This window comes from Mesorhizobium kamtschaticum, from assembly GCF_056174585.1.
The window spans coordinates 245,477-272,421 of sequence record NZ_JBWBWI020000003.1 but is presented as its reverse complement, the minus strand read 5'-3'; the positions used below and the strand labels follow the sequence as shown (position 1 = coordinate 272,421).

Annotated in this window: 19 protein-coding genes and 1 pseudogene; 6 read left to right on the top strand and 14 right to left on the bottom strand. The window is 56.7% G+C overall.

The window, feature by feature from the left end; all coding sequences use genetic code 11:
- Positions 1 to 668: 668 nt before the first annotated feature.
- The 4 genes from AC0V7N_RS40365 to AC0V7N_RS40350 form a co-directional block, all read right to left on the bottom strand.
- Positions 669 to 1,738, bottom strand: a protein-coding gene (locus tag AC0V7N_RS40365; protein ID WP_496628507.1) for an IS630 family transposase whose coding sequence is annotated in 2 segments (ribosomal slippage) — positions 669 to 1,252 and positions 1,252 to 1,738 — 1,071 coding nt in all. Because the reading frame shifts where the segments join, the coding sequence is not laid out codon by codon here.
- Between the two features lie 117 nt (positions 1,739 to 1,855).
- Positions 1,856 to 2,497 (bottom strand): hypothetical protein, encoded by a 642-nt coding sequence (locus AC0V7N_RS40360; protein WP_496628506.1) that lies wholly within the window; start codon positions 2,495 to 2,497, stop codon positions 1,856 to 1,858.
- Between the two features lie 413 nt (positions 2,498 to 2,910).
- On the bottom strand, positions 2,911 to 3,129 hold the full coding sequence (locus AC0V7N_RS40355; protein WP_496628726.1) for a Y4oE-related protein: 219 nt from the start codon (positions 3,127 to 3,129) through the stop codon (positions 2,911 to 2,913).
- Between the two features lie 104 nt (positions 3,130 to 3,233).
- Positions 3,234 to 3,674: a MucR family transcriptional regulator gene (locus AC0V7N_RS40350; RefSeq protein WP_496628505.1), complete on the bottom strand. Its 441-nt coding sequence runs from the start codon at positions 3,672 to 3,674 to the stop codon at positions 3,234 to 3,236.
- 656 nt (positions 3,675 to 4,330) lie between these two features.
- Here AC0V7N_RS40350 and AC0V7N_RS40345 point away from each other — a divergent pair.
- From AC0V7N_RS40345 to AC0V7N_RS40320, 6 genes are all read left to right on the top strand, one after another.
- Positions 4,331 to 4,834, top strand: coding sequence for a hypothetical protein (locus AC0V7N_RS40345; RefSeq protein WP_496628504.1), 504 nt, complete (start codon positions 4,331 to 4,333; stop codon positions 4,832 to 4,834).
- 845 nt (positions 4,835 to 5,679) lie between these two features.
- Positions 5,680 to 7,008, top strand: a complete 1,329-nt coding sequence (locus AC0V7N_RS40340) for a trypsin-like serine protease (protein ID WP_258598079.1) — start codon at positions 5,680 to 5,682, stop codon at positions 7,006 to 7,008.
- The gene (locus AC0V7N_RS40335) at positions 7,005 to 7,862 is read left to right on the top strand and encodes a lysozyme family protein (protein WP_258598080.1); all 858 of its coding nucleotides are present in this window, start codon (positions 7,005 to 7,007) and stop codon (positions 7,860 to 7,862) included. Before AC0V7N_RS40340 ends, AC0V7N_RS40335 begins: the two co-directional genes overlap by 4 nt.
- A gap of 200 nt (positions 7,863 to 8,062) precedes the next feature.
- Positions 8,063 to 9,439, top strand: coding sequence for an ISNCY family transposase (locus tag AC0V7N_RS40330; RefSeq protein ID WP_496627316.1), 1,377 nt, complete (start codon positions 8,063 to 8,065; stop codon positions 9,437 to 9,439).
- A 291-nt stretch (positions 9,440 to 9,730) separates the two neighbouring features.
- Positions 9,731 to 9,997, top strand: coding sequence for a helix-turn-helix domain-containing protein (locus AC0V7N_RS40325; protein WP_496628503.1), 267 nt, complete (start codon positions 9,731 to 9,733; stop codon positions 9,995 to 9,997).
- Between the two features lie 512 nt (positions 9,998 to 10,509).
- Positions 10,510 to 11,100 carry a hypothetical protein gene (locus AC0V7N_RS40320; RefSeq protein ID WP_496628502.1) on the top strand — a complete coding sequence of 197 codons (591 nt, stop codon included), beginning with the start codon at positions 10,510 to 10,512 and terminating at the stop codon, positions 11,098 to 11,100.
- 914 nt (positions 11,101 to 12,014) lie between these two features.
- Here AC0V7N_RS40320 and AC0V7N_RS40315 read toward each other — a convergent pair.
- The 10 genes and pseudogenes from AC0V7N_RS40315 to AC0V7N_RS40270 all read right to left on the bottom strand — a co-directional run bounded on the left by AC0V7N_RS40315 (position 12,015) and on the right by AC0V7N_RS40270 (position 26,919).
- The gene (locus tag AC0V7N_RS40315) at positions 12,015 to 12,365 is read right to left on the bottom strand and encodes a DUF2958 domain-containing protein (RefSeq protein ID WP_258581186.1); all 351 of its coding nucleotides are present in this window, start codon (positions 12,363 to 12,365) and stop codon (positions 12,015 to 12,017) included.
- A 401-nt stretch (positions 12,366 to 12,766) separates the two neighbouring features.
- Positions 12,767 to 13,132: a hypothetical protein gene (locus AC0V7N_RS40310; RefSeq protein ID WP_496628501.1), complete on the bottom strand. Its 366-nt coding sequence runs from the start codon at positions 13,130 to 13,132 to the stop codon at positions 12,767 to 12,769.
- 265 nt (positions 13,133 to 13,397) lie between these two features.
- On the bottom strand, positions 13,398 to 13,814 hold the full coding sequence (locus AC0V7N_RS40305) for a hypothetical protein (protein WP_496628500.1): 417 nt from the start codon (positions 13,812 to 13,814) through the stop codon (positions 13,398 to 13,400).
- Positions 13,815 to 13,927: 113 nt separating this feature from the next.
- Positions 13,928 to 15,754 carry a glutamine--fructose-6-phosphate transaminase (isomerizing) gene (gene glmS, locus AC0V7N_RS40300; protein WP_496628499.1) on the bottom strand — a complete coding sequence of 609 codons (1,827 nt, stop codon included), beginning with the start codon at positions 15,752 to 15,754 and terminating at the stop codon, positions 13,928 to 13,930.
- Between the two features lie 486 nt (positions 15,755 to 16,240).
- On the bottom strand, positions 16,241 to 17,614 hold the full coding sequence (locus AC0V7N_RS40295; protein ID WP_496628498.1) for a hypothetical protein: 1,374 nt from the start codon (positions 17,612 to 17,614) through the stop codon (positions 16,241 to 16,243).
- 289 nt (positions 17,615 to 17,903) lie between these two features.
- Positions 17,904 to 19,475, bottom strand: a complete 1,572-nt coding sequence (locus AC0V7N_RS40290) for a tetratricopeptide repeat protein (protein WP_496628497.1) — start codon at positions 19,473 to 19,475, stop codon at positions 17,904 to 17,906.
- Positions 19,472 to 21,469 (bottom strand): glycosyltransferase, encoded by a 1,998-nt coding sequence (locus AC0V7N_RS40285; RefSeq protein ID WP_496628496.1) that lies wholly within the window; start codon positions 21,467 to 21,469, stop codon positions 19,472 to 19,474. The genes AC0V7N_RS40290 and AC0V7N_RS40285 overlap by 4 nt, the downstream gene beginning before the upstream one ends.
- A gap of 71 nt (positions 21,470 to 21,540) precedes the next feature.
- Positions 21,541 to 22,388 (bottom strand): annotated as a pseudogene (locus tag AC0V7N_RS40280) (transposase domain-containing protein).
- Between the two features lie 96 nt (positions 22,389 to 22,484).
- Complete coding sequence (locus AC0V7N_RS40275; RefSeq protein ID WP_496628495.1) at positions 22,485 to 24,557, bottom strand: glycosyltransferase; 2,073 nt, start codon at positions 24,555 to 24,557, stop codon at positions 22,485 to 22,487.
- A 208-nt stretch (positions 24,558 to 24,765) separates the two neighbouring features.
- Positions 24,766 to 26,919 (bottom strand): glycosyltransferase, encoded by a 2,154-nt coding sequence (locus AC0V7N_RS40270; protein ID WP_496628494.1) that lies wholly within the window; start codon positions 26,917 to 26,919, stop codon positions 24,766 to 24,768.
- Between the last annotated feature and the right edge of the window lie 26 nt (positions 26,920 to 26,945).

Genomic DNA, 26,945 nt, shown 5'->3' with positions numbered 1-26,945 from the left:
CTACGCGCGGACCGCGCTACGCTGCGCTGCGGGGGCGAGGTCCTCCTATGCGATCCCGCGGAACACTGTATCTCCCTGCTGGCACCGAATACGCGCACTTCCTGACGACCGTTTACAGTACACCCCTGCCGGGCATATACCCCGGCTTGCGGGTCGCCGACAACCGGCGGAATGGCGCAGGCACGTTGAGGCAAGAACCGTGGCCACAATGAACCCTAGGCGGACCGGCCGCTTGCACCAGTGGCGGGCAGTGATGCCGAATGTTTCGGAAGGCGTCACCTTGGCCGAAAGGCTCAGCCGACTTGTGTGATGGTAATCGTCGCAGGCAAGGTGGTCGCACACGGCCTCTGCTTTTTCCCATCACCAGCAAGGCTCCGCGACCTGACCGTCGTTGCGTCGAGATCCCGGAGACCGAGGCGAAGGGCGAAGCTCTATACGCCGGCCTGGATCACCGTGGGTGGACGAATTCAATGGGGCAGCAGTGGCGGGAACAGATGTCACAATCGACGCCTATTGGCTAAATGTCTCGGTCGGGTTGCCACGCGCAATTTGAAGGTAGTTAGGCTGAGCGGCCCGGCGACGCGTAAAGCTGGTGATCCTGGGTCTCCATCTTTACCCAAAAAATAGGTGAAACAGTTTCTTTCAGTATGGCTGATTTATACCAAGAGTCATGGGATTTGACCGATATGGGCCCACTCCCGCATTCCGATTGAAGTGATGGCATCCGGGACGGCGAGGAGTTTGTGCCAAGCCTCGCATGCGGCGTTGATGATAGCCTCATAGCTGTCGAAGACACGGTTGGAGAGCCAGTTCTGGCGCAGGTATTGCCAGACGTTCTCGACCGGGTTCAACTCCGGCGCCCGCGACGGCAGGAAGGTCGGCGTGATGTTGTCAGGTACCCTGAGGTTTGCGGTGGTGTGCCATCCGGCGCGATCCATGACGAGCACGGCATGTGCGCCCTTTTCGACGTGCCGGCTGATCTCGTCGATATGGAGTTGCATGGCCTCGGTGTCGGCAAAGGGAAGCGCGAGAGCAGCGCCGATGCCGCGCGCCGGGCAAATTGCGCCGAACAGGTAGGCGCTCTTGTAGCGCTGGTCAGCCGGTCGGCGGGGCCGCGTTCCACGCCTTGCCCATTGCCGCACGATACCGTTCTTCTGGCCAATTCTGGCTTCGTCCTGGAACCACAGCTCCACTTTTGTTCGCGGTGGCAAGTCGCAAAGATGCGCCTTCAGCGTGCGCGGCCAGTTTTTTTGAATGCCTCGACGATGTGGGCGTCCTGTGCCGGATGCTGCGGACGTGCGCTGACGTGCGAGAAACCGAGCCTGTGCAGCAGTTTGCCGACATAGCGCGTGTCGTAGTCCACGCCGAAGCGATCCCTGATGACGCGCTTCAGATCGACGCGCCGCCAGCGCACGACGCCGTCAAAAGTACGGTCCGGACCCTTTTCGACGATTGCGGCCAGGTCGGCTTGCTGCTCGGGCGACAGACGCGACGGCGGACCAGGCGACCACTGATCGACAAGACCTTCGGGACCTGCCGCATTGAACCGATGCACCCAGTCGCGCAGCGTCTGACGATCCATCCCGCCGATCCGCGCCGCATCGGCCCGGCTCATCCCGTCCAAAACCGCCGCGATCGACAACAGCCGGCTGCTCTGGCGCACATCCTTCGTCATTCGCGCGAACCGCCGAAGCTCGCCAGCCGAATAGTCACCCCGCAACTTCAATGCTGATCCCATCGCCGAATCTCCTTCGGCAATATGGAATCACGGCCTCCAAACGCCTCAAAATCACGAAAGAGTCAGCAACCAGGACCTTTGGTATTACCTGTTCTAGGAAGGACCATCCCGATCAAATCACGCCCCGCTCGGGAGTCTCTCCTTGACGCGCGTGCCGGCGAGCTCAAAGAGCGCGCAGGCTATCTCGTCCTCGGTCCAGCCGGATTCCGCAGCGCGCTGAACCAATTGATCGAGGGCCGGTTCCAAGGCGAGTTGGCACTGAAGGGCGCGGACCGGATGGTCTACCCAGCTTGGGTGCGCGATCGCAATGCTTGATCGCTTCGTTGCAGGCCATGGGCTCTCGCCCCTCTCCTTTTGCCAAACGAGGCGCACCAGCTCACGTGTTGTTCGTGCGCGGCTCGGCAACCGCTTCATCTTCTCAACTAGCCGCTCCAGCGATCCCTCGCGTTCCAACTCCCTAAAGAAATGACGCGGCGTGGCGCTACTGAGCCCGTGCATCTGGGCCAGGTTCCACACATACGGATAGTCGACCATGAAATCGGTTCGAGGCGAGACCTTGGACGGTTGAGCCTCGGTCAGGATGCCGCCGCCCACGAGCCGATCGGCCCTCTCGATGATTTGGCGCACCCTCGGTGTCGACAAGTCATGTTCCTGCGCCAGGTCGGCGAAGCGCTTACCCTTCAGAAAGCCTTCGACCAAGGCGACGTTCCTATCGACGTTCGAGCTAAAACCCCAACAGGCCCGCAGTTTTTCCAGCATCATCCCGTTCGTTCATCCGGTTGTTCGCGCCCCTGCAAACCTAACCGGCCAAATCGGCGCTTGGAAGCCCTCAGGTTCACGTCATGGCTCCGGTGCTTACGTCGCCGCCAAAACGGCCAACTGACAGAACAATCAGCGAACTCTTGTTCTGGCCAATGCGGCCGACGGTGACCTTGTGAACACGAAAGATCCGGGCGATCACCATGATCGTTGTTGACCGCAGATCTGGCGAGTGTCGGCTTCAACAAGACACCCGGTAGCTCTCGGGAAATGTTGAACAATCCCGTCTGAAGATTGTTGACTTTCGTGTCCGAGGCTCGATCCATCAGGATCGATGTTGTAAGCCGCTGTCGACCTATGCCAGCGAGGCTCGCCGCCTCGGCCGCCTCCGGGCGTGACCTCCGTCACGGTGCTCAACGCCATCCTTCGGGATGGCGTTGAGTGTCGAGGGCGGTAGCTGTTCCGTGGCTTCTTGATACCGCCAACGAACTTGCGAGCTGAGTGCCTGGATATTTATCGTCATTCCGCTTCCAGAAGACCGCAAACCAAAAGCAGAGGTCGTGCTCGCGATGGTCGAAGTGTGCCGTCAAGGCGCAGTGAGCTGCAGCGGTGGCCGCATTCGGCCCATACAGGTCGAGTGCGGCCTTGACCGCCTCTTCCGGCTAAGCCATCCAAATCCAAAAAGCGTAAAATCGCTGCGATGCCACAAGCTCCCTTTGGCCTAGACGGGCACAGCTCAGGCCTTCGCCTTGCGTTTCGCCGCAGGTTTCTTGACTGGAGTTGCCTTCCTTCCCAAGCCCAGCGACTTTGCCAAAGCCGATCGGGTCGCCGAATAACTTGGCGCAACCATGGGATAGTCTTTCGGCAAACCCCATCTCGCCCGGTATTCATCAGGCGTCAGCCCATGACTGGTCGCAAGATGGCGCTTAAGCGACTTGTATTTCCTACCGTCCTCAAGGCTGATGATATAATCCGGAAACACTGACTTTTTAGGGTTGACTGCCGGCGTCGGGGCGGGTTCTGCGATGGGAGTTGACGCACCAATATTAGACAGTGCCGAATTCACGCTCGCAATCAAGTCGGGCAATCCAGAGACTGGCACCGCGTTTTTCTGGACATAGGCGGCAACGATATCTGCAGTAAGTTCAATCATACTATTGCTTGGTTCCCCGGGCATCGACGTGCTCCTTCAATTATCACATCCTCATATCCGTCAAAGAGACGATATGCCACCAACCTATGCCACTCGCACTTTCCCCGATCAAGCCGGATATTTGGCATTTCTGTATGACGCAGGGTTACAACGAACTTTCGTTTGGTGACAAAGCGTATCCACGCCAAACCAGCCTCCCGATTGGTGCTGGGCCAAAGGATGTTGAAATGTCCTCAATTGAAGATGGTCTAGGGGGCGTCAAAATTCGGCTCGAGATTATGCGAAGCGGGATATCATGGAGTGTAGAACGCAAAATGCTAATAAAGCCGTCGCTGTTGCTACAGAAATCCCCTGGTCGGATCGCCTAGCTGACGCCGAGAAGCCCGGAGCGCAACACTCCGGCCTTTCTGTGGTTGTCCAAATGACATCGCGATGCCGGGCAGGGGCCTGGCATCGTCTTAGGAGAAAAGTTCAAGACTCTTGAAACGCCCTGCGTCGGCGCAATGCCGCGCCTAGAAAAGAAGCATGGATTGCTTAGGCGAGGTTCCGAACGGGACCGGGGCAATCCTGGAGGAGCTTCGAAGCGTACCCTTTCCATCATGCTTACCGCTTATCAGACGGCTTTGGCTTCCTTCGCTCATGGGCAATGACGCCAACGCAGCAGAGAGAGGAGAATCGAAATGAATCGTCATCTTAAGAAGTACACCGCCGCTGGGATGTTCGTGCTGAGCATGACCAGCTTTCTGCCCGCTGCGCACGCGGCGGACTGGTGGAGCAGGAATGTCGCTCCCGTCGGCAGGGGGATCAACAAAACGTTCAACTCCATTGTGAAGAACCCGGGGGAGATTCTCCCCGTCTGCTGGGGCTCGCCGCAGAAGTGCCGCAGCGAGAACATGCCTGGAGACGCTAAGACCTCGCCAGTTGCGGACTCGGACAGCGCGACCTCGATCTGCGTGCAGCCCGACGGGCAGGGCGGCGCAATTGCCTGGTTCTACCCCTTCCGGCCCGCGCAGTATCAGCAGAACGGCACCGTAACGGTTACCAATCTACGGCAATGCGAAGAGCGCACGATCTCTGGTCCCGTCCTGCCTGATAACAAGCTCACCATTGCTCCGACGGGCTGGACGGAGACCGTTTTCGCCAACGGAACGAAATTCTGGATGATGCGCGGGCGCATCCTCTGACCAGCCATGGCGCCTGGCTCGCGCACATCGCGAGCCGGGCGAAGACTGTCCTTTCCCTCGAAACTATCAGGAGAACACAATGCGCTATTTCATTCTCACCGTCGGCTTCATCGTTGGGCTCCCCGTTATCTCGGCCGAGGCTCAGAACCACAGCGACAATCCCCGGCTCATGGGCAGTACATTTCGCCCTGCCAGGATGGCAATAGCTGCACCACGATGAATGTTGGCTCGCTTGGCGGTAAGCCGGGGCCGAACCCGGTGCCGGGCGGCTACCCCGGCGTCCCGTCCACCGTTGCGCCACCCCCGCCTCCACCACAGAAGTAGGCGTCGGCCTCGTCGATGCCTGGGCGGAAATTGCCCCTCCAACGGCCTCATCTCCTCGATCATAAAAGGTGGTCGAGGAGACCAGTTTGAGGCAATGCTATCAATGGATGGCTCTGGGGCAATTTCCCGGCCATACCAAGCTTTGCGCTGCAATTTAACAAGAGCCGGAGTCGGTGCGCGGCCCTTTCGGGCTTGGCATCGAGCGCTACATCCACTGGACGGCTACCAAGAAGCTATCCGCTTAGGGCCGACGACGCCCGTAGGCTCGGCCGCATCAATGTGTAGCCGATGGCGCAGATCTGGGTTGCTAGGCATCGCCCTAGGAGCCGGCTGCTCTGCCATTGTGCCACAGCGCACCGTCCAGGACGGTGCGCTTTTCTTTTTCACGAGGTAGACGGTCGTGGCAGGCGTCGTCGAGACGAAGAGACCGGGCCCCGGTCAATTAAAATATTTTATCCATCCATACTTGTCGTTGTCTTTGAAATGCGATCTGATGATTGGGGTTGTTGGGATGGCTTCCAATGAAGCAACTATTGGCGGCTTTGGTGTTTTTCGTCGTGGCCGGACCAAGCTTTGCCGGAGACGTCGGAATTGACCGCCAGATAGAATTTGGGGCAGGCCTCAAAGGCGCCTTCGACGGTGGTGCACTTACAAAACTCAATGTCGCCCCACACTCAATTGCGACATGGTCTAATCCTTCATGGTCAGATGCTGTTCATAACCAACCGGGTGAGGGGCTCAGTTTCGGCTTCGACACGTTTGACCTTAAACCCAAAGTCACGAAATTCCACCTGGGTTTCGACACTCCAGATCATTGCCCAACGTGCATCATCTTCCCTCTCGATCCTCTTCCCAAAGACGCTCCGATCAAGCTTCCTCCCGACACACTTGCTCACCTTCAACCAGGTGTGAATGCACAGAGCGTCTTCCGCGAAGCCGCTGCGTGGGGCGGAGACGACAGCGAGGTGTTGGGGTGCAATATAGCCACCAGTTCGTTCCTGAAGACGCTCAGCCACAAGCGCCCGGAATTCTCCTGGCGCCAGTTCCCGGAAGTGGTGAAGCTTTCGATCACCCGGCCCGGGACTTTGGGCGTCGAGGGATGCACGGGGACAATCGTCGCCGCCAACTGGGTACTGACCGCTGCGCACTGCATCACGGGAAAAAGCTCGGCCGCGCTTGCCAACAACGACGCTAACCAACCGGAGGAGCAGGATTTTGTGTTCTCGCCACCGACGAACGATCAGGCGCTTCAGATCAACGCCATGAATTCAGCACTCGTAGATGTCGACAAGGTCCGATATGGCGATAAGGCCATCGTCAATAAACTTTATGATGCCGAACCCTCTTCAAATTCTCACGATGTAGCGCTGGTGCATGTCGCTCAGCCATTCAATCCCGGGGATTTTCCAGAGGCGTCCTTGGCCGACGCTTTCACCAGTTTAGCGACGCTCGCTGGTTATGGCGTATCGAACACTGCGGCGCCCCTGGGGGAGTTCTTTGTCACGTTTCCTCCTTCACTGGCAGAAGAGGGCGAACATTTCACGTTTGTGCCCGGAGAGAAAAAGGGAGCGTTCTGCCAAGGTGACTCGGGCGGTCCGGTCTTTGTTGGTCTGAACAGAGGCTGCAAGCCTGGAGATACTTTCGCGGAGAAGCGGCCCAGAGCGGTCCAGGGCGTCATTTCCTTCAACATCGAAGGCGTGGAGAAGTCCATGGCGGCGACCTGCATGGCAGCGAGCAAAATGGCAAGCCAGAGCGTCACGCTCACGGAAATCCACGACTGGATCTGCCGAACATCGAACAACGAGATTAACGGATGCGGCTCACAACCAACAGCGGGGAAAAGCAAATGAATAGGCGTGAAGTGCTCGTCGGTGGTGCGGTATCTGCTGCGTGGACAGTCATGGGTCTGCCCGCAATGGCGCTCGCCGACAATCTCAACTTCGATCAGACGCTGGCGGCTCTCCGGGACAGCGGCGTAACCTTGCTGGGTGCTGGAGGCAGTTTGGAGGCCAAGGACGCGTTGCACGCCGGCGTCGCGACTTCGGCCGGCGTGTCCAACGGCCCAATATCGAACACACCGATCGCGCCGGAAGCAATCGACCTAATTGTGTTCTGCGAGGTTACCAGCAAAAAAGCCTATACGAAGAAATACAAGGGGTTGATTTGGCCCGGTGGCAGGTCCGGTGTGACCTGTGGAATCGGTTACGATGTCGGATATGTGACTGAGGAACGGCTGCAGGCGGATTGGGCGGGGTACATTTCCGACCAGGACATAAAGAATATCGCAAAGGCCTGCGGCATCAAGGCCAAGGCGGCCAAAAGGCTGCTTCCGCGAATGGCTCACGAAAGTATCGAGTTCGACACCGCCTATCGTCAATTCATTGAGAAGGACGCACCGCGCTACACCGGTGAGGTAGAGAACGTCCTGTTCAACACGAAGCTGCTGAGCCCTAAGTCCTTAGGTGCTCTGGTGTCCTTGGACTACAATCGCGGCTCCAGCTTCAAGGCGAAGCCCGCTAAAGACAGGAAAATCGATCGCTACACCGAGATGCGCAACATCTATGCCCACATGAAGAGCAAAGAGTTCAATAAGATCCCGGACGAAATTCGCAATATGGTCCGCCTTTGGGAAAACGATCCCGAGGCGTCGGGTCTTGTTACGCGCCGCAATCTGGAGGCAAAGCTCTTCGAGGAGGGGCTGTAGCGGGTTTGCACATATTCGATTTAACATAAGATAGATTATGCGAATAAAATCAATTGGTTAGTCTAAGTTCCATAATTAAACTTATGCAACTTTGGCGTGTACGAGCAAAGTTAAAATGTCCCACTTCTGCAAAGTAGGAATGTCGCTTCCCCTTTGCTGAATGCCATTCTCCCCGGCGCCGTTTGTGAGGGAGACAGCAAGTGGGATTTGTTTTGATGAGCGAACGCGAGCTCCAACGCATAGAGGTTCTATCGAAGGCCATCGAGCGAAGGATGACGACTGTCGCGGCAGCACATGTGCTTGGATTAACCAGGCGCCAGGTGCAGAGGCTTTTGAAGTCGTTTCAGGCCGATGGTGCTTCCGGACTGCGCCACAAGGCGCGCGGCCGACGCTCGAACCGTCAGATTGTCGACGGCGTTCGGGACTTCACTCTATCGCTCATCCGCGAACACTATCTGGACTTCGGCCCGACTCTTGCGGCTGAGAAGCTGGCTGAGGATCATGGTGTCACCGTATCGCGTGAGACGCTTCGCAAATGGATGGCTGAGGCCGGAATCTGGCTGTCGCGCAAGCAGCGCCGGACATTCCATCAGCCGCGCTTGCGCCGCGAAGCCTATGGCGAGTTGGTGCAGATCGACGGCAGCGAGCATCGATGGTTCGAGGAGCGGGGCGGTCCATGCACCCTGCTCGTCTTCATCGATGACGCGACCGGCAAGCTTCAGCAGCTGCGCTTCGTGAAGTCGGAGAGCACGTTCAGTTACTTCGAGGCCTTGGATCTTTATCTGAAGGCGCACGGCTGCCCAGTGGCATTCTATTCCGACAAGCACACGGTGTTTCGGGTGGCGAAGGCCGAGGCTCGTGCCGGCCGCGGCATGACCCAATTCGGCCGAGCCTTGTCCGAGCTCAACATCGAGATCCTGTGCGCCAATTCGAGCCAGGCCAAGGGCCGGGTCGAACGTGTCAATCGCACGCTGCAGGACCGGCTTGTGAAGGAACTGCGTCTTGCTGGCATCTCAGATATCGAAGTAGCCAACGCTTTTCTGCCGGCATTCACGACCAGCTTCAACGACAAGTTTGCGAAGATCCCTACCCGGCCGGACAATCTTCATCGTGTCTTGAACATGCCGGCCGATCGACTCCGCGACCTGCTCTGCAAACGCGAGCAGCGCTATGTCGGCCAGCAATTGTCTTTCTCCTACGAACGCAAGCAGATCATGCTGGAGAAGAACGATATCTCATGCGGCCTGGTCGGCAGATATGTCGATATTTACGAGTTCGCCGACGGTCGCCTGGATGTTCGGTGGAAGGCATGCTCCCTGCCCTACACTGTCTTCGACAAAGAGCAGCGCGTCACCCACGCCGCGGTCACCGAGAACAAGCGGCTTGGCGAGGTTCTGTCCTGGATCAAGAGCCAGCAAGATGAGGCTCGGCCCGCGCCGAAGATTAAGACGAACAGCGAACAGACTGGCTATCAGAAGCGCGACAGGAAGCCGGGGCGTAGGAAGGATTTCATGAATGATCCTGCTGTCATCGCGCGTCGACAACAAGCGCTGGCAAGGCTGGATGCTGCCGAGTGAAGTCAGCTCTCAAAGCTAAACCCGGGGAGCCTTGCTGGATCGCACCCGATCGGGCTGCGCGATCCTGACCAGCTGACGCCCGATCGGGTGCTCTCGTCGCGGCCAGCAGAACCGTGATGCGACATTTCTACTTTGCTGGCCCGGCGACATTCGAACTTGGTTGCAACATGGCGTGTAGGAGCTAAGTTAAAATGTCCGGGTTTGGCAAAGTAGGAATGTCGCTCCTGCTTGTGCGCTGCCAATCTCTCCGCCTTCGACGGTGCGGGAGATTGCAACTTGGGACTTGTTCTGATGAGCGAACGCGAGCTGAAGCGTATCGAGGTTTTGTCGAAGGTCATTGAACGACGCATCTCCACTGCGTCGGGCGCGAAGATCCTGGGGCTCACGGTTCGCCAGACCCAACGATTATTGAGGACATTCCAAGACGACGGTGCCGCGGCTCTCCGGCACAAGGCGCGCGGCAGATGTTCGAACAATCGCATCGTCGATAACGTTCGCGACTTTGTCCTGGAGCTTCAAGTTTGTCGTAGAATAAGGTCTATGGTCGCTTCGGCTTGAGAAGAGGGACCACATGAAAAGGCCGTGCGCTCTAATTGTGTCGACGTTGATTGTTCTAGCTTCCACTTTAGCCGGATCATCTCATGCCACAACACAAGCTGAATTGGCCTGCTTAGGACGCCATCTGACACCGTTGACCCGCAAAGTCTGAATTCCATAGCGGAAGTGAACAGAGCAGAATTTAAAAACCATTGCGACGTTGGTGGCGCCTGACTCAGGTGCATGGCTGGTCTGGGGGCTACTGTTACACATTCCTGATGGAGTTTCTCGTTATAATTCAAGCACTTGCTTTGAACTGACGTTCTATCTCCACCTTGTGGCTTTAGACCTCTCGCAAACTCAAATTGCCGCTCCTGCAAGGCGAGACAAAGTTGCGTGCCTTTATTCTCAACGGCGTCCTAGCCCGGATTGTTAGGACGGCCAACGTCCCGAACGGATCGGGCGAAGATCCGCGGCGGCGCCTGGTTTGAACTATGCCAGTGCCGCCCTCCAAGGCGGCCGCAGGGGGCGGGTTGACCGAACCCGCGAAGCATCATTTCGCCGGAATTGAAACCTACGTCGTCAATGCCCACATCATCCGCGTAGGTGGCGCATCGTTACAGAGGTGCAACATGGTTGGTTCGTTTTTCCCCCGGGCATCGTTCAGAGCGGATTTTGGCTCTGGATCGGGCGGTGGGTCGCTCCCTAGCGACAATCCGGGCGTTTTGACCCGGAAAATCGGCAGCATTGCCCATATCGCGCTCCATGATTTCGAAAGGGAGCGCGCAAAGCTGTTCTTTAAGGTCTACGAAAAGAAGCTGCCGTTCCGATATTACGCCCCTGCCTTCGTCGTCGCTGAGCTTGAAGAAGCGCACCGAAAGCACCCGACCACGGACATGGTGCACAAGAGTCTGGCCTGTTTTCTCGACCAGACCTTCCAGTCCGCCACTGAGGCGCTGCAAGGCGCTGTTTGGCATGGCATCGTCTGCCGCCAACAATCCGATGACAGCAGCAAGGATATCGTGCGTCTGAATGACACCCAGCGCAACCAAGCAAGCAGGATCGAGCAGGGTCTGAAAAAGCTTCATTCGGAATTCGCTCTTCGCCTGGCGAAGGAGCCCTAGGAAGAAAAAATCGAGACTTCTTGAATCGCCCCGCAATAGCAAAGCGCGGACGCTACAAGGCGGCATGGGTTGCAAAGGTGAGGTTCCAAGCGGAACCGAGGCAATCCTGGAGGATGCTTCCACGCGTGCCTTTATCATCATGCTCGTCGCCTTCGGCATCGCGAGCCCTATAGGCGCCGCTCATGCCGGAGGTTGGGGACACGGGCCCAGCTGGCATCAAGTTCGCAAAGACGCGGGAACCATAGCCCGGGGCGCAGGTCACACTGTGGAGAAGGCGGTCCAGGAACTCGGCAAAGTCAAGGTGAACGTTGCTATCGGATCGGCGGGAACGCACGGAGCGGGTATGCGCGGTGACGCCCCCTGCACGATTGACGAGGCCAACCAAACCCAACAGCTACCGGAGTACCCGCGGTTCGAGAATGCGACCGGGTCGAGACAAGAAGTTTTTGACGGGCCCTGTCGAGGCATGGGTTGTGAAGGCCCGATTGAAACCAATCCCGGCAACGATCTCGCCGAGAGATTGCCCGAGCCCGTGGGCGAGCCCGTAGCGGATTGACCAAACGCTTTCTGCGTTCGTGTCGCGTCGTCGATCGGCATCCGTCGGCTCTCTCGTCGGCTTCGGCATGATGATTTACAACCAATAGCACGTCATTCTTCATGCTTCGGCTGTTCGGGCTGATGATGCTGGAACTGCCGCCGCACGTTGCCGCGAGAATGGGCCATCATGTCCAAAGGCAGGGCGAAACCGACACGGAATACAGTCATTGCTGGATACGCAGGCGGAATCTCATCTAACGGTCGTCTGCCGACAGCGATTCCGAAAGGCCAAGGGTCCGAAGGACGGGAACGCCTCCGGAGGAAGCGGTCGACCGTCGGAGCCACGGCGAAAGTGCCGGCATAGCCGCCCCTTCTCCTTATGGTTTCGACGGTATTTCGCCGACGAAACGGACCTCGGGGGCTATCGCTCCGATCGGCCTGGACGGGCGGTAGTCCGGATCGAAGTCGAGCAGCCTGCCCGCCCTGGAGCGGTTGTAGATGAGCCCGGGGATTGATACCCAACCCATCAGCGGTACACTGCCGTCGCCGGGGAAGAAAGCACCGAAGGCGAGCATGTCGTTGTGTGGCGATCTTTCGGAGAGCAGCCACTCCGATCCCGTGTCCAGCGAAATAATTCGAACGACCGGGAAATGATCGAGAGAGCGTCCGCGCTCTGCTGAGGCTCGGCCATTTTCGAGCAATTTTTCCATTTGTGCGATCGGAATCATTTTGCCTCTCCAGAGAGCCTGTCGTTCAGCCTGCTTGCCATCCAGAGGCACGCGGTAGGTTGATCGGCCATGTCACCCACCCCCTTCGTGGCGGTGCGGTCGCGACGAGCGGTCCTGAAGGCGGTCGCACCCTCTGTCCGATGCTGCGTAACCTACGCGGACAGTCGCCAGGCAGACGTGTGCGGCGGCCTTTGGCAGCTATGCGCCCAGCACCGCTTGAACAAGTTGCTCTCGACCGAGCGGCACTGAAGGTTCGCAACCTCAGCTTCCTCGGCCCGACCGGGTGGACAGCCTGAGAAGTCACAGCTAGGCGAATAGGCCAAGAAGAGTTGGGCAGACGCCGCATAGCGTGATCACGGATATTGGCATATATCAAAACAAAGCAGCTTGGCCTTAGGTCGCTATTCGGCGTACCGGCGCTCCAGCGCGGTTGCAATTCGCTCGCAAAGCAATTCTGATGTCACGACTGTGAGGTGGAGACGGAGGCGAAGTCCGCGTGCATCAACTATGGTAGTGACAATACCGCGATCAGAATACTCGGCGAGGTCGAGAACATCGTTGATGATGAAGTCTGGTATTTCGCGAAGCCTCTCAGGGTGCCCATTCACTGGGGTATCCTCCCAGATTGGTGGCTTTCCAGGCAGGCCAAGCCTAACTCTCTGGAATTCGGCGTAACTCTCGGCAACGGCTTTAGCGTTGAATGAATGCCGAGTTACTTTGCCATTTTCGACGACCTGAACAATCCATTGGCCGTTGAGATTGTTCAATCTCACGTCGTTCGGTTCTCCGGCAACCATATTCGCCATCCGTTTCAGCAATCAGGAGGGAGGAATGACAGTGGACGTCCCAAGCCGCGGTATCGGCCTTTAGACCGAAAACGACATCGACAACCCTCGGTTATAGTCGACGAGCGCAGGGCTGCTCGTCACGGACCGCCGAAACCCAGCTCTCAAAAAGCCGTCGCCCGAAAACGTAGCCACTGCGGCCCTGGCCGAGCCTAGACGGCAAGTCTCTTGTGGGTGATAGACGGCGCTACAGTTGCATGATCGAGGGAGCCGTACGGATGATCTCGTCCCAGCACTCGACGATCGTGTCGATCGGATTATCCACGCTATGCTTTAGCCCGTGATAGCAGTTCGCAGGTCCAATCGAGGCGAGCCGGCGTTCGGGCAGATGCGCAGCCGTGGCACGAAACCGGTCAAGCAGATGGCAGAGGTCGACAACATGGTCTGAGGCCTCTACGCCCTTGCGAATCTGTCTTCGGCCGATATGGCGACCTATGGGGAAGGACGGCCGGTTTGGGAGAGCAGGTGCATCGACCGCGCCACCGCACATGCTGCCTAGAGCAAGGACGAAACCCGCCGATCGTTCGGCCGTATCCATCAGTCGCTGTACCAGGACTATGCGGTCTATTCGCTCGCCACGCTTCTCGAGCAGACCAAAACGCATCCCTTCACCCTCGGCCGCTTTCTGGCATGCGCGACAAGTCCGAGTGAACTGCATCTGACGCCACGGCCAGGGTCGAAGCAAGGCAATTCATTGTTCTTCTAGCAGGGGGCCTGCTACTCGACGGTAACGGACTTCGCAAGATTGCGTGGCTGATCGACGTCTAAACCCATGCATGCGGCCGTATGGTAGGCGATCATTTGGATCGGCAGCGCATAGACAATCGAAGCAAACAGCGAATCCATGTCAGGCATGATGATGGTCGTCTCGGGCGTAATGCCACATTCAGCCGCGCCCCTCGAATCCGTAATCAGAATGATGCGGCCGCCGCGCGCGGCAACCTCTTGCATGTTCGAGGCTGTCTTCTCGAAGAGCGCGTCATGTGGGGCAATGACGATGACCGGCATGTCCTCAACGATCAGCGCGATGGGACCATGCTTGAGCTCGCCGGCCGGATAGCCTTCGGCATGAATGTAGCTGATTTCCTTCAGCTTCAATGCGCCTTCCATGGCCAGTGGGAAGCTTGTCCCACGACCAAGATAAAGCGCGTGGCGGGCCTTGGCGAGCGTGTGACTCAGCTTCTCGATCTGCGGCTCCAGTTCTAGCGCCTTTGCCAGAAGGCCAGGCAGCGCGATCAGGCTTTGGACATGACGTGTTGCGTCCTCTTTGGAAAGCTTCCCGCGGCTTTGCGCTGCCGCGATGGCGAGGCAAGCCAACACCGTCAGCTGACAGGTAAAGCTCTTGGTCGAGGCGACTCCGATCTCGGGGCCTGCAAGCGTGGGTGCAACCGAGTGGCTCTCCCGCGCTATCGTCGAGGTTGCTACGTTGACCACCGAGAGGACAGTTTGTTTCTCTCGTTGCGCATAGCGCAGGCACGCCAAGGTGTCAGCGGTTTCGCCTGATTGCGAGATGAAAAGCGCAAGACCGTTTTCCGGTAAAGGTGCCTCGCGATAGCGGAACTCGGAGGCAACATCGATTTCGACCGGCAGACGCGCGAGGTGCTCGAACCAGTATTTGGCGGTCAAGCCGGCATAATAGGCGGTGCCGCAGGCTGAAATCGACACGCGGATCAAGGCCTTCCAGTCGATATCGATGTCGACGGGCAATCGGACGCTGCCTGTGGCCATGTCGATATATTGCGTCAGCGTGTGACTGACCACTTCGGGCTGCTCGTAGATTTCCTTTCCCATGAAATGCCGATGATTGCCTTTGTCGACCAGGAATGCGCCAGCGGCGACACGCTGTGCGCGACGTTCGACCGGCGCATTCGCCTTGTCATAGAAGGTGGCGCCCTCACGGTTGAGAACGACCCAATCGCCCTCTTGCAGGTAAGCGATGAGACTGGTGAAGGGCGCAAGCGCGAGCGCGTCAGACCCGAGATACATCTCGCCGTCGCCGATGCCGACGGCCAGTGGCGAGCCCCTGCGTGCCCCAATGAGCAGATCTTCCTCGCCCTGGAATAGGAAGGCGAGCGCGAAAGCCCCACGCAGCAGCGGCAGGGATGCTCCGACCGCTTCGAACGGGGTTTTGCCGCGATCGAGTTCGCGTGTGACGAGATGTGCGACGATCTCGGTGTCGGTCTCAGTGTCAAATACACAGCCGTCCGCCTGCAATTCAGCGCGCAATTCCCGAAAATTCTCGATGATGCCGTTGTGAACGACTGCAAGCTTTGCAGTCGCGTGCGGATGGGCATTGGTCTCGTTGGGCTTACCGTGCGTCGCCCATCGAGTATGGCCGATACCTATTAACCCGTCGAGCGGTTCCATCGAGAGCCGAACTTCGAGATTTCTTAGCTTGCCTTCGGCGCGTCGGCGCGTGAGCAGCCCGCCTTCCAGCGTAGCAATGCCAGCTGAATCATAGCCGCGATATTCAAGCCGCCGCAACGCTTCCAGCACCTTCGCCGCAACTGCTTGCTTACCCAGAATTCCAACAATGCCGCACATACTATGATCCTCCAAAAAATGTCATTTGTGGTAAAGCCTGTAGCGATCGCGGGCTTAGCACGACTGCTTTTCCGGTTCCCGAGCGAGCCAGAACATAGCAATCTGGCCTACCCTCACGCGCTACGTCCGGCACAACGGGCGAACTGCGTCCGCATCACGACAAATCGGTGAAATCGGCAGCCGCCGGCGAATTGACCGGCCCGCACAGCGGAAAATTGCCCCTTGAACGTCGCATCCATCAAACTCCACCGGCTATCGCTGCTCGTTCAGGTAAATCGAGGTGTCCAGCACTGGCCGGTCGCCTGCCGCCTCATGTCGGACCTCAAAAGCAAACTATGATCAGCTCAAGGCCCGGGAAACCCTCAAAGGTCGTTGATCTGCCAAAACGGCCGTGATGAAAAACCAAATTTGGCTCCCGAACACTCTCATCAAGGTCGGCCGGGGAAGTCCCAAGTGAGGCTTGACTAATCCGGATACTCCAGATGGTCATCTGCCACTTCGCTGGCACGACGAAGGCCACTCGAGTTTTCCATACGGTCCTACTTGCGTGATGACGCAGGCAAGCGCATCGCGAGCGCCTAGTGGCTTGAAATCGATCCTTTCAAGTTCCGCGCCACCAGCATATGCGATTTGCGGAACCAGCTCAGGCCGGTTTTGCGAAATAATTTCATTGCCATAGGCTAAATTATTTTCTGAGCGGATAGCGGCCTGCGACTCCAAAAGCGATATCCCTGGCGACGTTGTTGTTGTGAGGCCGTAGGCTGGGCGGCCAGAAAAGGGTACACCTATGAAAAGATTGTCCTGAGCGGAAACTAAAGCTCCGTTGCTTGCAAAAATACCATAGGTCGACCCTGACGTGCCATTCCCTCGATCGAATGGGGTGAATGCAAATACATTGTTGGTGGCGTCCAGCAATACTCGGCCGAAGGCTCGCGGTTGTCTTTGCCCCGCCCATTCGAAGAAATTGGCAAAAAGCGTCACCTTGTACAGCGGCGATAGGGGTTCAGAGTTGGCTTTCGCATAGTCAGGGCAGTCAACTGGACCAACGGTTGCATCGCCGCATCCGTCCGTTCCCAAAAGCATAGCTTTATCATGATGCCCGAATCGATTGAATGCGATCGTCATATGTCCGCCAGCGTTTGGCATAAGTTTGCCCACGCCGGATGTGATATCGAGTTCGCCATCGCCGCAGGTCTCGAAATCATTATAAAGGAAGGCCAGCCGATCGACCGACCCGGAAACGGTTATACAGTCTCGAAAATCCTTCCCATCTGCTCGTCCCTTGTTCTCGCCCGTATAAGGATACTTCCTCATTTTCAGCCCGGAAATAATCACATTCTGCCTGCCAGCAAGAATTATCAGGGCTATATCGGCGTCTGCAATAAGTGTCACGCCCGTGCATTTGCCGTCGATAGTTGTATTGTCGCTAGGCCGCAACGCCGAGTATAGTTTAATCACGTGCCCTTTCAGTTCCGGAGAAAACTCGATACGTGTAGCCGTGCGATGCTTATATCCGAATTCCACAGCCTCTCGCAGTGTCCCCGGCAGTGGCCGAGTTCTCGGTTGATTGTCCTCGTCTGAATGGACCTGCAGGACTACCCCCCCCTGCCCACCGCTCGTTTGCCAGTCTCCGGCAAATCCTGGTATTTGGTCAAAATCTTGCTTTTTTTGCTGGCAAGCATCGTGAAGGCCAATTTCTTCAGCCCGTGCTCTCGCTGAGTTTACAAGTGCTATAGCTTGAGCTCGAGCAGATTCGTCCAAAATTGCCGAGGAGGCTGAAATTGCGATCTGGGGCGTCAAAAGCGCTGACAGCGCAAATAAACGGAAGGAGACCACCAACATTGTGAAATATGTTGCCACGAATTAATCTCGTCTTTGGACCTGTTCAGGGCAGATCATGAGGCAAACTGGAGAGCTTGCATAACAAACAAAAAGTCGGCAACAACTCTATCTAAATCTTATTCTAAAGAAATGTCCGTCCGCTAGCTGGTGTTTTGTACAGCCATGGCCGTCGAGTTTGCCGATACGTCTTCAGCGATTGATTTAGCCTAACTGGCTTGTTTAGCTCAACACTTGGCGGCATCATGGCGTCGCTTTCAACACTTGACGCAGCCCAGCAGTAACACCTTTGCAGACCCAAGTTGGACGCTCAAATATTGCGCCAGAGTCCGCCGTTGAGGCGTAGATTTTCTGGACCCGTTACCAATACATTCTTAACCTCCTCGAAGAATGCTTGCTGCCAGCGACTGGAAAACTGTCTCAACCCCTCACCTGTTTCGGCGGTCGGCAGCCTCTTTACAACAAACCGAATTTGGTTTTCTGCCCAGAGGGGAGAGGTAAAGATCGTAGGCACTTTGGTCTTGTAAGAGAGCATCGCGCAAAACGGGGAGTATGTTATGGACTTTCCCTCCCAGGTGATGCGTGGCGCATTGGGGGACATCGCGCCGTCGGCGGCGAGCGTGACGAGGCAGTCGGCACGCAGCGAATCGATGACACATCGCGCCACTTGAACTTCGTTTAAGTCGGCCGTGGAGATCAAGGTATTCGCAAAGCTGGTGGTCGAAATTCTTGGCGTTGACGATAGCCACCTGTAGGGCTTTCCAAACGAGTGGATGGCTACAGGGCCTGCAAACATCGGGCCGATATGCGCGCTGACTAGCAACACGCCTTTGCCTTCGTCACTGGCCTCGATGACCGTGTTTCTATTGGCATCGCTGACATTGAAAAAGCTGGCAATCTCTCCAGCTTGATCAATAGAACACTCCAGCCAATCTTGGATAAGTTTGTCTAGAAGATGTCCCCATTTCGCGCGCCGATCCCAGTCCTCGCGATTAGGTGAAGGTGGGTGTCCAAGCTTCCGGCTCACGATTTCCCAAGCCCAGTCGAGTCGCCTCTGCGGCAGCTTGACCTCATCCAGACGTGTATCGAGTGCAGCCAATCCTGCGGAGAAAGTCCTTGTTAACTTGTTCTTCCGTTCGCTCACCATGTCGCCATAAAGCTGCTTCGCCTCGGCTTCGCGCCCGACCTGCAACAGCAAGGCAACTGCGCCGCGCCTGTTCGTTACGGAGGGATCGAGCTTCACAACGGCCAACATCTCGGCACACGCTTCCTCAAGCCGGTGAGCATGCTTGAGAGCACGGGCCAAAAGAAGCCGGGTATTAGTCGTGTTAGGCCTCAACGATACAATAGGGGCGAGGACATCGACAGCCTCTGCGTAACGCCCGGCAGACAGTAGAAGTTCGCCGTAGGCGCGCAGGAAAATACCGTCGTTGCCGGCGCAACTTTTAGCATTTTCAAGGATCTCCAATGCTTCTGAGACCGGTTTATCGCTGGCGAGAGCGGCGCGCGCCGCCGCTTCGGCGAGACGAGGTTCGACCTTTCCGTTGCCCTCAAGTAGAGTGCGGGCAAAGGCGTAGGCTTCGCCGGCTCGATCAGAGCCGAGCAAATGGCGAATGGCCAATACGGCGACTTCAGGCAATGTGTTGCCTTTTGCGACGACGTTATCGACCAATCGTGAAGCCGCGTCGTTGCGATTACCCCTCAAAAACGCCTGCAGAGACACTTGCGCAAGCCGGGGAAAGTCCGCAGCATAAGAGATATGGGCGAGAGCAAGGTGGATCGCTTCTTCGATATTGCCGGCCTGACCGGCGCGCAAAATGGCGACCGATGCCGCAGCGACGGCTCTCACGTCAGGTTTTTGGGCAGCGATTTCCACACTCATGTTAGCGAACCACCTTCGTAGTGTCCTGCGAGCAATCGGACGGTACGAAGAACCATCGCTTCGGTTGAAAACCGCTCCTCGGCAATCAGACGAATTCTGGTCGGTGCCTCAGCATCTGCCTGGGCGAATGCAAGCACCTCGTTGACCTTGTCACAGCATTCCTCCAGATCGACTTCCTCCACTGCCGACAGTACGCAGCCAGTGATACCCTCCACCGCTGTGTCGGCCGCGCCGCCCGCCGGCGTGGTGACAACCGGAACACCACACAACTGCGCTTCAATAAGAGCATTGGGCAAGCCTTCGAACCGGGAAAGCAGTACGAAAGCATCCATTTTCTTCAACCAGAAACCGACATTGTCGGATAAACCAGTGAATAGTACGCGATCGATAATGCCGAGGCGAGCGGCCTTCTCTTTTGCCTCCTTGAGCATGCGCCCACCGCCGACTAGCACAATCTTCGTCTGCGGATGGCGCTGAAGATAGGCATGAGCGAAATCTATCCAGAGAGAGGGCCGCTTATCGGTATCGAAGCGAAAAACGCTGCCGATGGTGGTCGTCGCATCAGCGTTGGACAACTGAAATTTTTGCCACAAATCGACATCGCCATCGGCGGCAGGAAGCAGCGGAACAAGAACGCCGTTATGCACAATGCTAAAACGCAGGTTGTCGACTTTAAGCCAATCCGTATACGCCCTCACTGCCGCCTCACTGTTGGAGGAAAAGCGCACACCAGGAGTCACTGCGAGTGCGCGATACATATCGTGATAAGCAGGATGAAACAAATGTACACGCAGTGAAGGTGGTAAGCCGCGAACGGAGACTACGATGCGAGGAACACCCGCTATTAGCGCGGCCAAGGCGGCAAATAAGACTGCCCCATCCTGCCAGATAAATGCGACTTCGATCTTCTCCTCCCGAAAATAGTTCACCATCCTCTGGACGCCATAGAGCGCAGACTTGGGAAGCATTGGCAGAAGAGTTGATATCTCGTCGTCGCCCAAGGCAAGGTCTTGAATGCGTACGGTAGGAAAATCATCGATCTCACGTGTTTCCACGTCGTTTCGACGCACGGCTGGGAGGAAAAAATCGTATCCTTCCGCACTCTTGAGCGATTTAAGCACGACATGGCACGGCTCGGTTAATACGATGCCCGCGAGGGGTCTTTTCATCCGGAAAGCATCCGTCAAGCGAATGCCGACGCGCGCTATCTGACGTTCCGCCCCTCCCGCTGCTAAGCTTCCGGTAATAAGCGAGACTTTCCCAAGTCGGTTCGTTGCCGTCGGCTCCTCGCGTTTGGATGCGTACTTCTCGATCACTAAAGCTAGGGCCAATCCTGAAGTGTCTCGCGACTTGAGCGAATCATCGTCATAACGTTTTGCAAGGACCGCCATGCCATCGCGCAGCTCCTTAATGAACTGCCCGGAGGCATGGGAGCCGACAGTTGCGGGATCAATGCCGTCCAAAACGGACAGCGCCACGAAACTGTTGCCCCAGTCCTTAAGGCGGCGCGCATAAGATATCCTTCCGCGCATATCCTCTGGAAATCGTTCGATAAACTGCGTGAAGTAAGTCTGAGCGCGCTCGGTTTTACGCAGTTCGCAGTACAGTTCTCCCTTTTCTAAGAGGTCGTCTGCGGCTTTCGGCACGGACGGCAGCACGGCTTCGATGAAATCGCACGCCTCGTCCACGCGCTTTTCCCGGTAGAACCACCGGACGATGTAGCGCAAAGGTTTGAGTTCTTGAGGGAACCGTTCGTGCAACTGGAGCCACAGCGAGAGCATATCATCCCTGGTGCGACACAACTCCAAGGCGAGGACATGGTTGTAGTTGGCATCGAATTCCAACGGATAAACGGATACCAGTTCCCGTAGGCGAGGCTCCACGCGCCGCGCGCCCGTGGCGGTTCCGGTCTCATGCATCAATTGCCGAATTTCGATAAGGTAATCGGCGCTCTGTGGAGAGGTTCCCTTGAGTGCCGCGCTCACGTCCAACATTGCTTGCCCCTTTAAAGTATTCGGGAGTCCAGTTTATAACAACGATAATCACAACCCTCGCGAGGGGGAGGTCAACAATGGTAAAAACCTGCGCTGCGACTTGCTAAAAGCAGGATATTTGTGCATTCGGTGCTTTGAAAGGTTTCGAAGAGCGTTCCGAAAACGTCGCCATGCGGCCTCGACTGTCCGTTTTGCAGCCTTTCGTGTGAGGTGCTTGAGCTTGGCGAAGACCTGCTCGATAGGGTTGAGGGCTCGGCTGTAGATGGAGCGGCAGGTAGAAGAGCATGGCGACCGCGGCGCGAATGGGCGCGACGAGTGGCTTGCCCCTTGGGGCTGCCAAGATTGTCCGTGACGACGATGTCACCGGGCGAGATTTGTCACCGGGCGAGATTGTCGGCACTAGGAACTGCTCGACCCAGGCCCAAAGCTTGCGATTGATGGGATCGTCGATGATGCAGGGCGCGTCGATGCGTTCTCCGCGCAGCACGGCCAGGAAGGTCAGCGTGCGCCGTGGATCAAGCCCGCCCGGTATTTCCTCCGTTGCGCCCTGCGCGCGCAGTCAACCGGCCTGTCCTACTCGCTGGCGAGCAGTGTTTTTTGAAGCTGAATTCTTTCAGGACCAGCCACACCGATATCGGGCTGGCAGGATCCGGCGCTCGGCGAGCTCTGCCAACGCGACTGTGAGGCTACCCGCTCCAGCAACCCCGCGATGTCGTTCCAAATCCCGTCCGGATTGGCGCACCATGCGTAGCGCTGACGCGCTTCCGCTCAAGCGCTGGCGTTGCGACCACCTCACAACATCGCGACGCTCGCCCTGAACACTGCTCCCGTCCCGGCATGTCCAGCCGGTGCCAACCGCCACGCCAACGCGCTCACGAATCACAAAATCACCCGAGCGTGACTCCGAACCGATTAACATCAACGGTAACACCCTCTTGAGTTTTGGAGACATGGCCGCTTTCGTCTGAACAGCTTGGCGAGTTGGACTTCCGCCTCTGGTATGGCCGGTTCCTAGTCAGTTAAGGTAGGCCTCGAGAGTTAGCGCAAGCATGTTGTCAATTGAAAAACGTTCGGTAGCATAGTCCCGAATTTGCTCCGCCAAAAGCTTCTGCTCAGGAACAGGACGACACCAAGAAGTCAACACCTTAGCAACCTGCTCCGGGTCTACCTTATCTATGCCGGGTAGCAGTGTTCCCGTTCTTCCGTTTTCAAAAGTTTCACCGGAACCTCCAGCGGGCGTGGCTACCACAGGCAGCCCGGAGTATTGAGCCTCAATGAGGACATTGGGCAAACCCTCATGCCGCGACAGCAGCAAGAAAACATCCATCTGCGAAAGCCAAAAGCCCACATGTTGCGATCGTCCGGTGAAAAGAACCCGATCTTCAATGCCTAGCTTTCGAGCATGGTTCATCGCTGCGCTACGAAGCGGTCCGTCGCCGACCATTATGAACCGCACGTCGGGACGAGATGAGGCGAGGGTTGCCGCGATATCAAGCCACTCCAATGGCCTCTTGTTGCTGTCGAATCGCATTGCTGAGCCAACAGTAAAGCAGTCGCGGGGGTTATTTTTACTGAAGGCTCGCGCCATTGCCAAAGTTGCCTCGTCGGTGGCCAAAGGCAACGGCTCCAAACCGTTCGGAATGATCCGGACGGTTCCGCGCGGTAGATCGAGCCACTCCTCGTAACGCTTAGCCGCTGCGAGGGAGTTAGAGACGATCACCACACCCGGAGCGGACAATAGTAACCGATAGACGATTTTATATTCAGGTTTATTTCGTTCGGCTCGGTCGACCGGCGGCAAAGTTCGTACACCCAGCACTATACGCGGTACGTTGGCGAATAGCGCGGCTAGTCCCAAGGCCAATACAGACCCGTCCTGCCAGATGTGTATGACATCCGGCGATGCCTGACGCAGAACGTCGGCCGCCTGAACCAGGCCCTCACGCATCGGAAATGGAAGGTAGGGGAGACAATGGATTACCTCCCGTAGGCATGACCATCCTGGTCGCCCGGCAAACTTGTCGAATTCCACATACTGGTGAACATTGAACCCCGCGTCCGACATCAGCGGAGCAAAGAAATCGGACCCGGAGCGGGAATTGAGCGATCGACATAGAATTTGAACCGGGCCAATCACGTCATTCCCGTCAATTGAGCGCCCCGCTTCCATAGCCGATTTGATTGCTAGAGCGGTATTGGTTAACTGGCGCTCGGCGCCACCGGAGCCAAAACCGCCATTGACAAGAATTAGGTGCCCCAAAAATCCTTTATTGTCCGTTGGGGCGCTCGGCCGGAGGCGCTTGGCTTCATTGAAGACGTGTTCGATAAGAAATTCTTGTGGATCAATGTCTGCCCCGCTACTGCTTTCGACAGCCCTTTCTAGCGCAGATATATTCGCGTCGACCTGTGAAGCGACACTTAGATTTTTTACGGTAGGGCCAAATCTATCCTGGCTCGTATTAACGATTTCTCGCGCTCTAAGCGGTTGGTTTATGGATAAGTATAGCTTCACGACGTCAAGAAGTATGGCCTCTGAAATATCAGCCATTTGGGTTATTTTCGATAGAGCTTGCTCTGCCTCTTCGAAGTCTTTTAGTTCTATAAGCGCACGCGCAAATACGAACATGCCTTCAGAGTGTTTGGGCTCTTCAGGGTATCGCTCAGCGTGGATATTTCGCCCGGCATCTGTCCCGCCTAACCGTATGGTCCAGCGCAAGAGGCGTACATATGCATGGCGCGAATTTGGAAATCGAGAGTCGATGCCGCGCCAAACGGCTAATGCACGCGGGTCTTGGAACCTTTCGAGTGCCTGCGCGGCCATCTGTTGAAGCCTCTCTTCGTTGGGGAACCGCGCGATTTCTCCTAGAAGATAAGAGAGAGTGTCAGGCAATTCTGCCATTTCTCGCAATGAACTAACTCGCTTTTGCGCCCTGCCAACCGCTTTCGTGTCAGGACGTGCTGCGATCTTGCTTTCTTGTAGCCCCTGAAGAACTGCAACTGTTACGGGATCGACATCATGTCGCTCAATTGATTGTACCTTGTCGATCCGATTTGGACCCTGCAACCACTTCTTGGCGGTGAATAACATATTAGCCGATCCAGTTCGTATGACGATCGATAACACATATTGTGGTTCAAAGAGCCGTCAAAAATAAATAGTAAGAGAAGATCCGGTTAAAAGCGCGTTGCGTAGGCTTTATCTACACCATAGCGATACTATCTAGTATCGCGCAAATAATGTGGGGACGACTTGGCGGTTGCCTATACGGCGTGTGCGGCATTTTTGCTTAATTATGCTATGCCTGCACTAGCCGTTCGGCGGCGGCCGCAACGGTCATGTCGTGGGCTGCGTTGGTTGCTGCTTGCGAAAGTTGTTCCAGGCTGCCCGGCTGAAGGATGAAGGTCGAGACTGCGTCAACCATTGCCGCGACCATCTCCTCTCCAAAAGCCTCGATGGTTTTCAGGCTGGGTTTCACGGCGCTTGCGATCGGCCCTGCCGCGAGTACAGGGCGCCCATACGCAAGGGCTTCTGCGATTTCGAAGCGTGATCGCCCGCAGCGCTGGGTCACTGGCATCGCTGGGATGACGACCAGATCAATCGCGGCGAAGGCGGCTGCGATATGTCCGTTGCGCGGGCGTCCAGGAAATAGGCATCGGTCCCCGTGGCCTAGGGCTTCCAGTTTATCGCGAATCCGGTGGAAGCGCGTGCCGACGCCAAAAATGAGCAGCCTAACTGGAAGCCCGCGCTTGACCAGTTCATCCAGGATCGCCGGGAAAGATTCGAGATCCACTTCGTCGTAAGCGTCGCCGACATATCCGATGACGAAGCCGCCTTTGAGAATTGGCGATGAGGACCAGTCGGCGGAATTCTTGTCTGCGTTGAATTGGAAAACCGATTCTCCGATAGATAGAACCTTATGTGGCGACACGCCAGCTTCGGCTAAGCGGTCAGTGAAAAAGTCGTCACGCACCAGGACCGTATCGGCCTCGGCCAAGAGAGCGTTTTCCAGCGCAATAAGGATTTCTTCGCGCTCGCTAGCTGGACTGCTCTTCGCTCGAGTCATAGTCGTACAATCGAGAATGAAGCGAGATCCGTTAAGGCGCGCCGCTATCGCCGCCGGATAGGCAAGTTCAATCGAGCTTGGTGCGACAACAGCCCCGGCATTCGCGGCAGCGATCCTCTCCGCGAGCAGTTCGCTGGCATCCCAGGAGTGGGTGTCGAGTATGCTACCGTCGACTTCGATAGCCGGCAGTCGGAAGTGGGCAATGCCCGCAACTATATCCTTGGTAAGTTCGACGCGGCCGGATTTGTCGATTGCTGGGTAGCCAGGGACGGTCACTATCTTGACTTCGTTGCCGGCCTTCTGGAAGGCACTAGCTAATGAGAGACCGCGCAAGCTGGAAGCGGACCAGTGGCCAGGGAAAGATTTCGGCCAGTAGAAGATGACCGAGTTGGGACGGCCGTTTTGGCTGACGCTACGCTTCGGCAAGGAAAGCCCAGTCACTTCGAGCCTGGCAAGCGCGGATAATTCGTCGAAGCGTTTGAGTTCGCTCGGGTTGAAGTTGACACCGGTGGCGATCGCCGATCGCATCACCTCCAAAGCCTCTTTGACCACCCCAACATCCGCGAGAACGAATGCGAGATGCTTAACTCTCCACTGTTGCGGATCGGCTGCCAGGGCGGCCTTGGCCAACGAGACGGCGACGGGAATATCGCTAAAGCGCGCGCGACGCGATAGTTCTAAAAGCACCCGCGATAAGATGCCCGCAGGCAGCCTCTGATCGCGAACCCATTGCTCGGCAGAATGCCAGCCATCCTGCTCGGCGATGGCCAGAGCGCGATCGGCATGCTGTAGGGCTTCGGCCGTTGCCAGATCGAGGCCCAGCTCGACCGGCAAAGCGGCCTTGTCCTTCATCGCTTGTTCTTGAGCGGCACGGAATTTGGCTGGAAGCGAAAAAGCGCGTTTCCAGTCTCCTTTGATTGCCAAGATATCTTCACCCAAACTCAAGATCGGGCTACTACGCAGCGTCTCGATCTTAATATTTATAGTTTTGACCTGTGCCAGGAGGTCGAGGTTGAGAACATCAACATTCTTCTTCGCTTGCTTATAAGAGTCCAGCTCCTTCTCGATCTGGTTCACTCGTAACGAAATATCGCCTCTCGACATTTCGATGGTGAGCGCATGAATATTGGCTTCGAGCTCACGGATACGCTCCCGGTCCCGGGCCTCCTTTTGGCTGGCCAGGTCGATCTGCACTTCATAAGCTTTTCGCTCCGCAACTGACAGCGCATCTACCTGCGCTGTCTTGAGAGGTCCCTCATTCTTGGCACCATTGGGGAGCGGCGGAAGATTTTCGTCGATCAATCGCGACACCGACTTCGTCCCGAGACCTTCCCCAAATAGACTATTGAGCATACGACCGCTTTGATGATCTTTAGCCCCTGCCATGTCGAAATCCTTATGATCCGATTTTC

Bases quoted from the DNA above. Each gene is read 5' to 3' on its own strand.
- AC0V7N_RS40340 (WP_258598079.1), top strand. From the start codon at position 5,680: ATGAAGCAACTATTGGCGGCTTTGGTGTTTTTCGTCGTGGCCGGACCA.
- AC0V7N_RS40290 (WP_496628497.1), bottom strand. From the start codon at position 19,475: ATGAGTGTGGAAATCGCTGCCCAAAAACCTGACGTGAGAGCCGTCGCT.
- glmS (WP_496628499.1), bottom strand. From the start codon at position 15,754: ATGTGCGGCATTGTTGGAATTCTGGGTAAGCAAGCAGTTGCGGCGAAG.
- AC0V7N_RS40350 (WP_496628505.1), bottom strand. From the start codon at position 3,674: ATGCCCGGGGAACCAAGCAATAGTATGATTGAACTTACTGCAGATATC.
- AC0V7N_RS40335 (WP_258598080.1), top strand. From the start codon at position 7,005: ATGAATAGGCGTGAAGTGCTCGTCGGTGGTGCGGTATCTGCTGCGTGG.
- AC0V7N_RS40315 (WP_258581186.1), bottom strand. From the start codon at position 12,365: ATGATTCCGATCGCACAAATGGAAAAATTGCTCGAAAATGGCCGAGCC.
- AC0V7N_RS40270 (WP_496628494.1), bottom strand. From the start codon at position 26,919: ATGGCAGGGGCTAAAGATCATCAAAGCGGTCGTATGCTCAATAGTCTA.
- AC0V7N_RS40285 (WP_496628496.1), bottom strand. From the start codon at position 21,469: ATGTTGGACGTGAGCGCGGCACTCAAGGGAACCTCTCCACAGAGCGCC.
- AC0V7N_RS40305 (WP_496628500.1), bottom strand. From the start codon at position 13,814: ATGCGTTTTGGTCTGCTCGAGAAGCGTGGCGAGCGAATAGACCGCATA.
- AC0V7N_RS40345 (WP_496628504.1), top strand. From the start codon at position 4,331: ATGAATCGTCATCTTAAGAAGTACACCGCCGCTGGGATGTTCGTGCTG.
- AC0V7N_RS40360 (WP_496628506.1), bottom strand. From the start codon at position 2,497: ATGCTGGAAAAACTGCGGGCCTGTTGGGGTTTTAGCTCGAACGTCGAT.
- AC0V7N_RS40275 (WP_496628495.1), bottom strand. From the start codon at position 24,557: ATGTTATTCACCGCCAAGAAGTGGTTGCAGGGTCCAAATCGGATCGAC.
- AC0V7N_RS40325 (WP_496628503.1), top strand. From the start codon at position 9,731: ATGAGCGAACGCGAGCTGAAGCGTATCGAGGTTTTGTCGAAGGTCATT.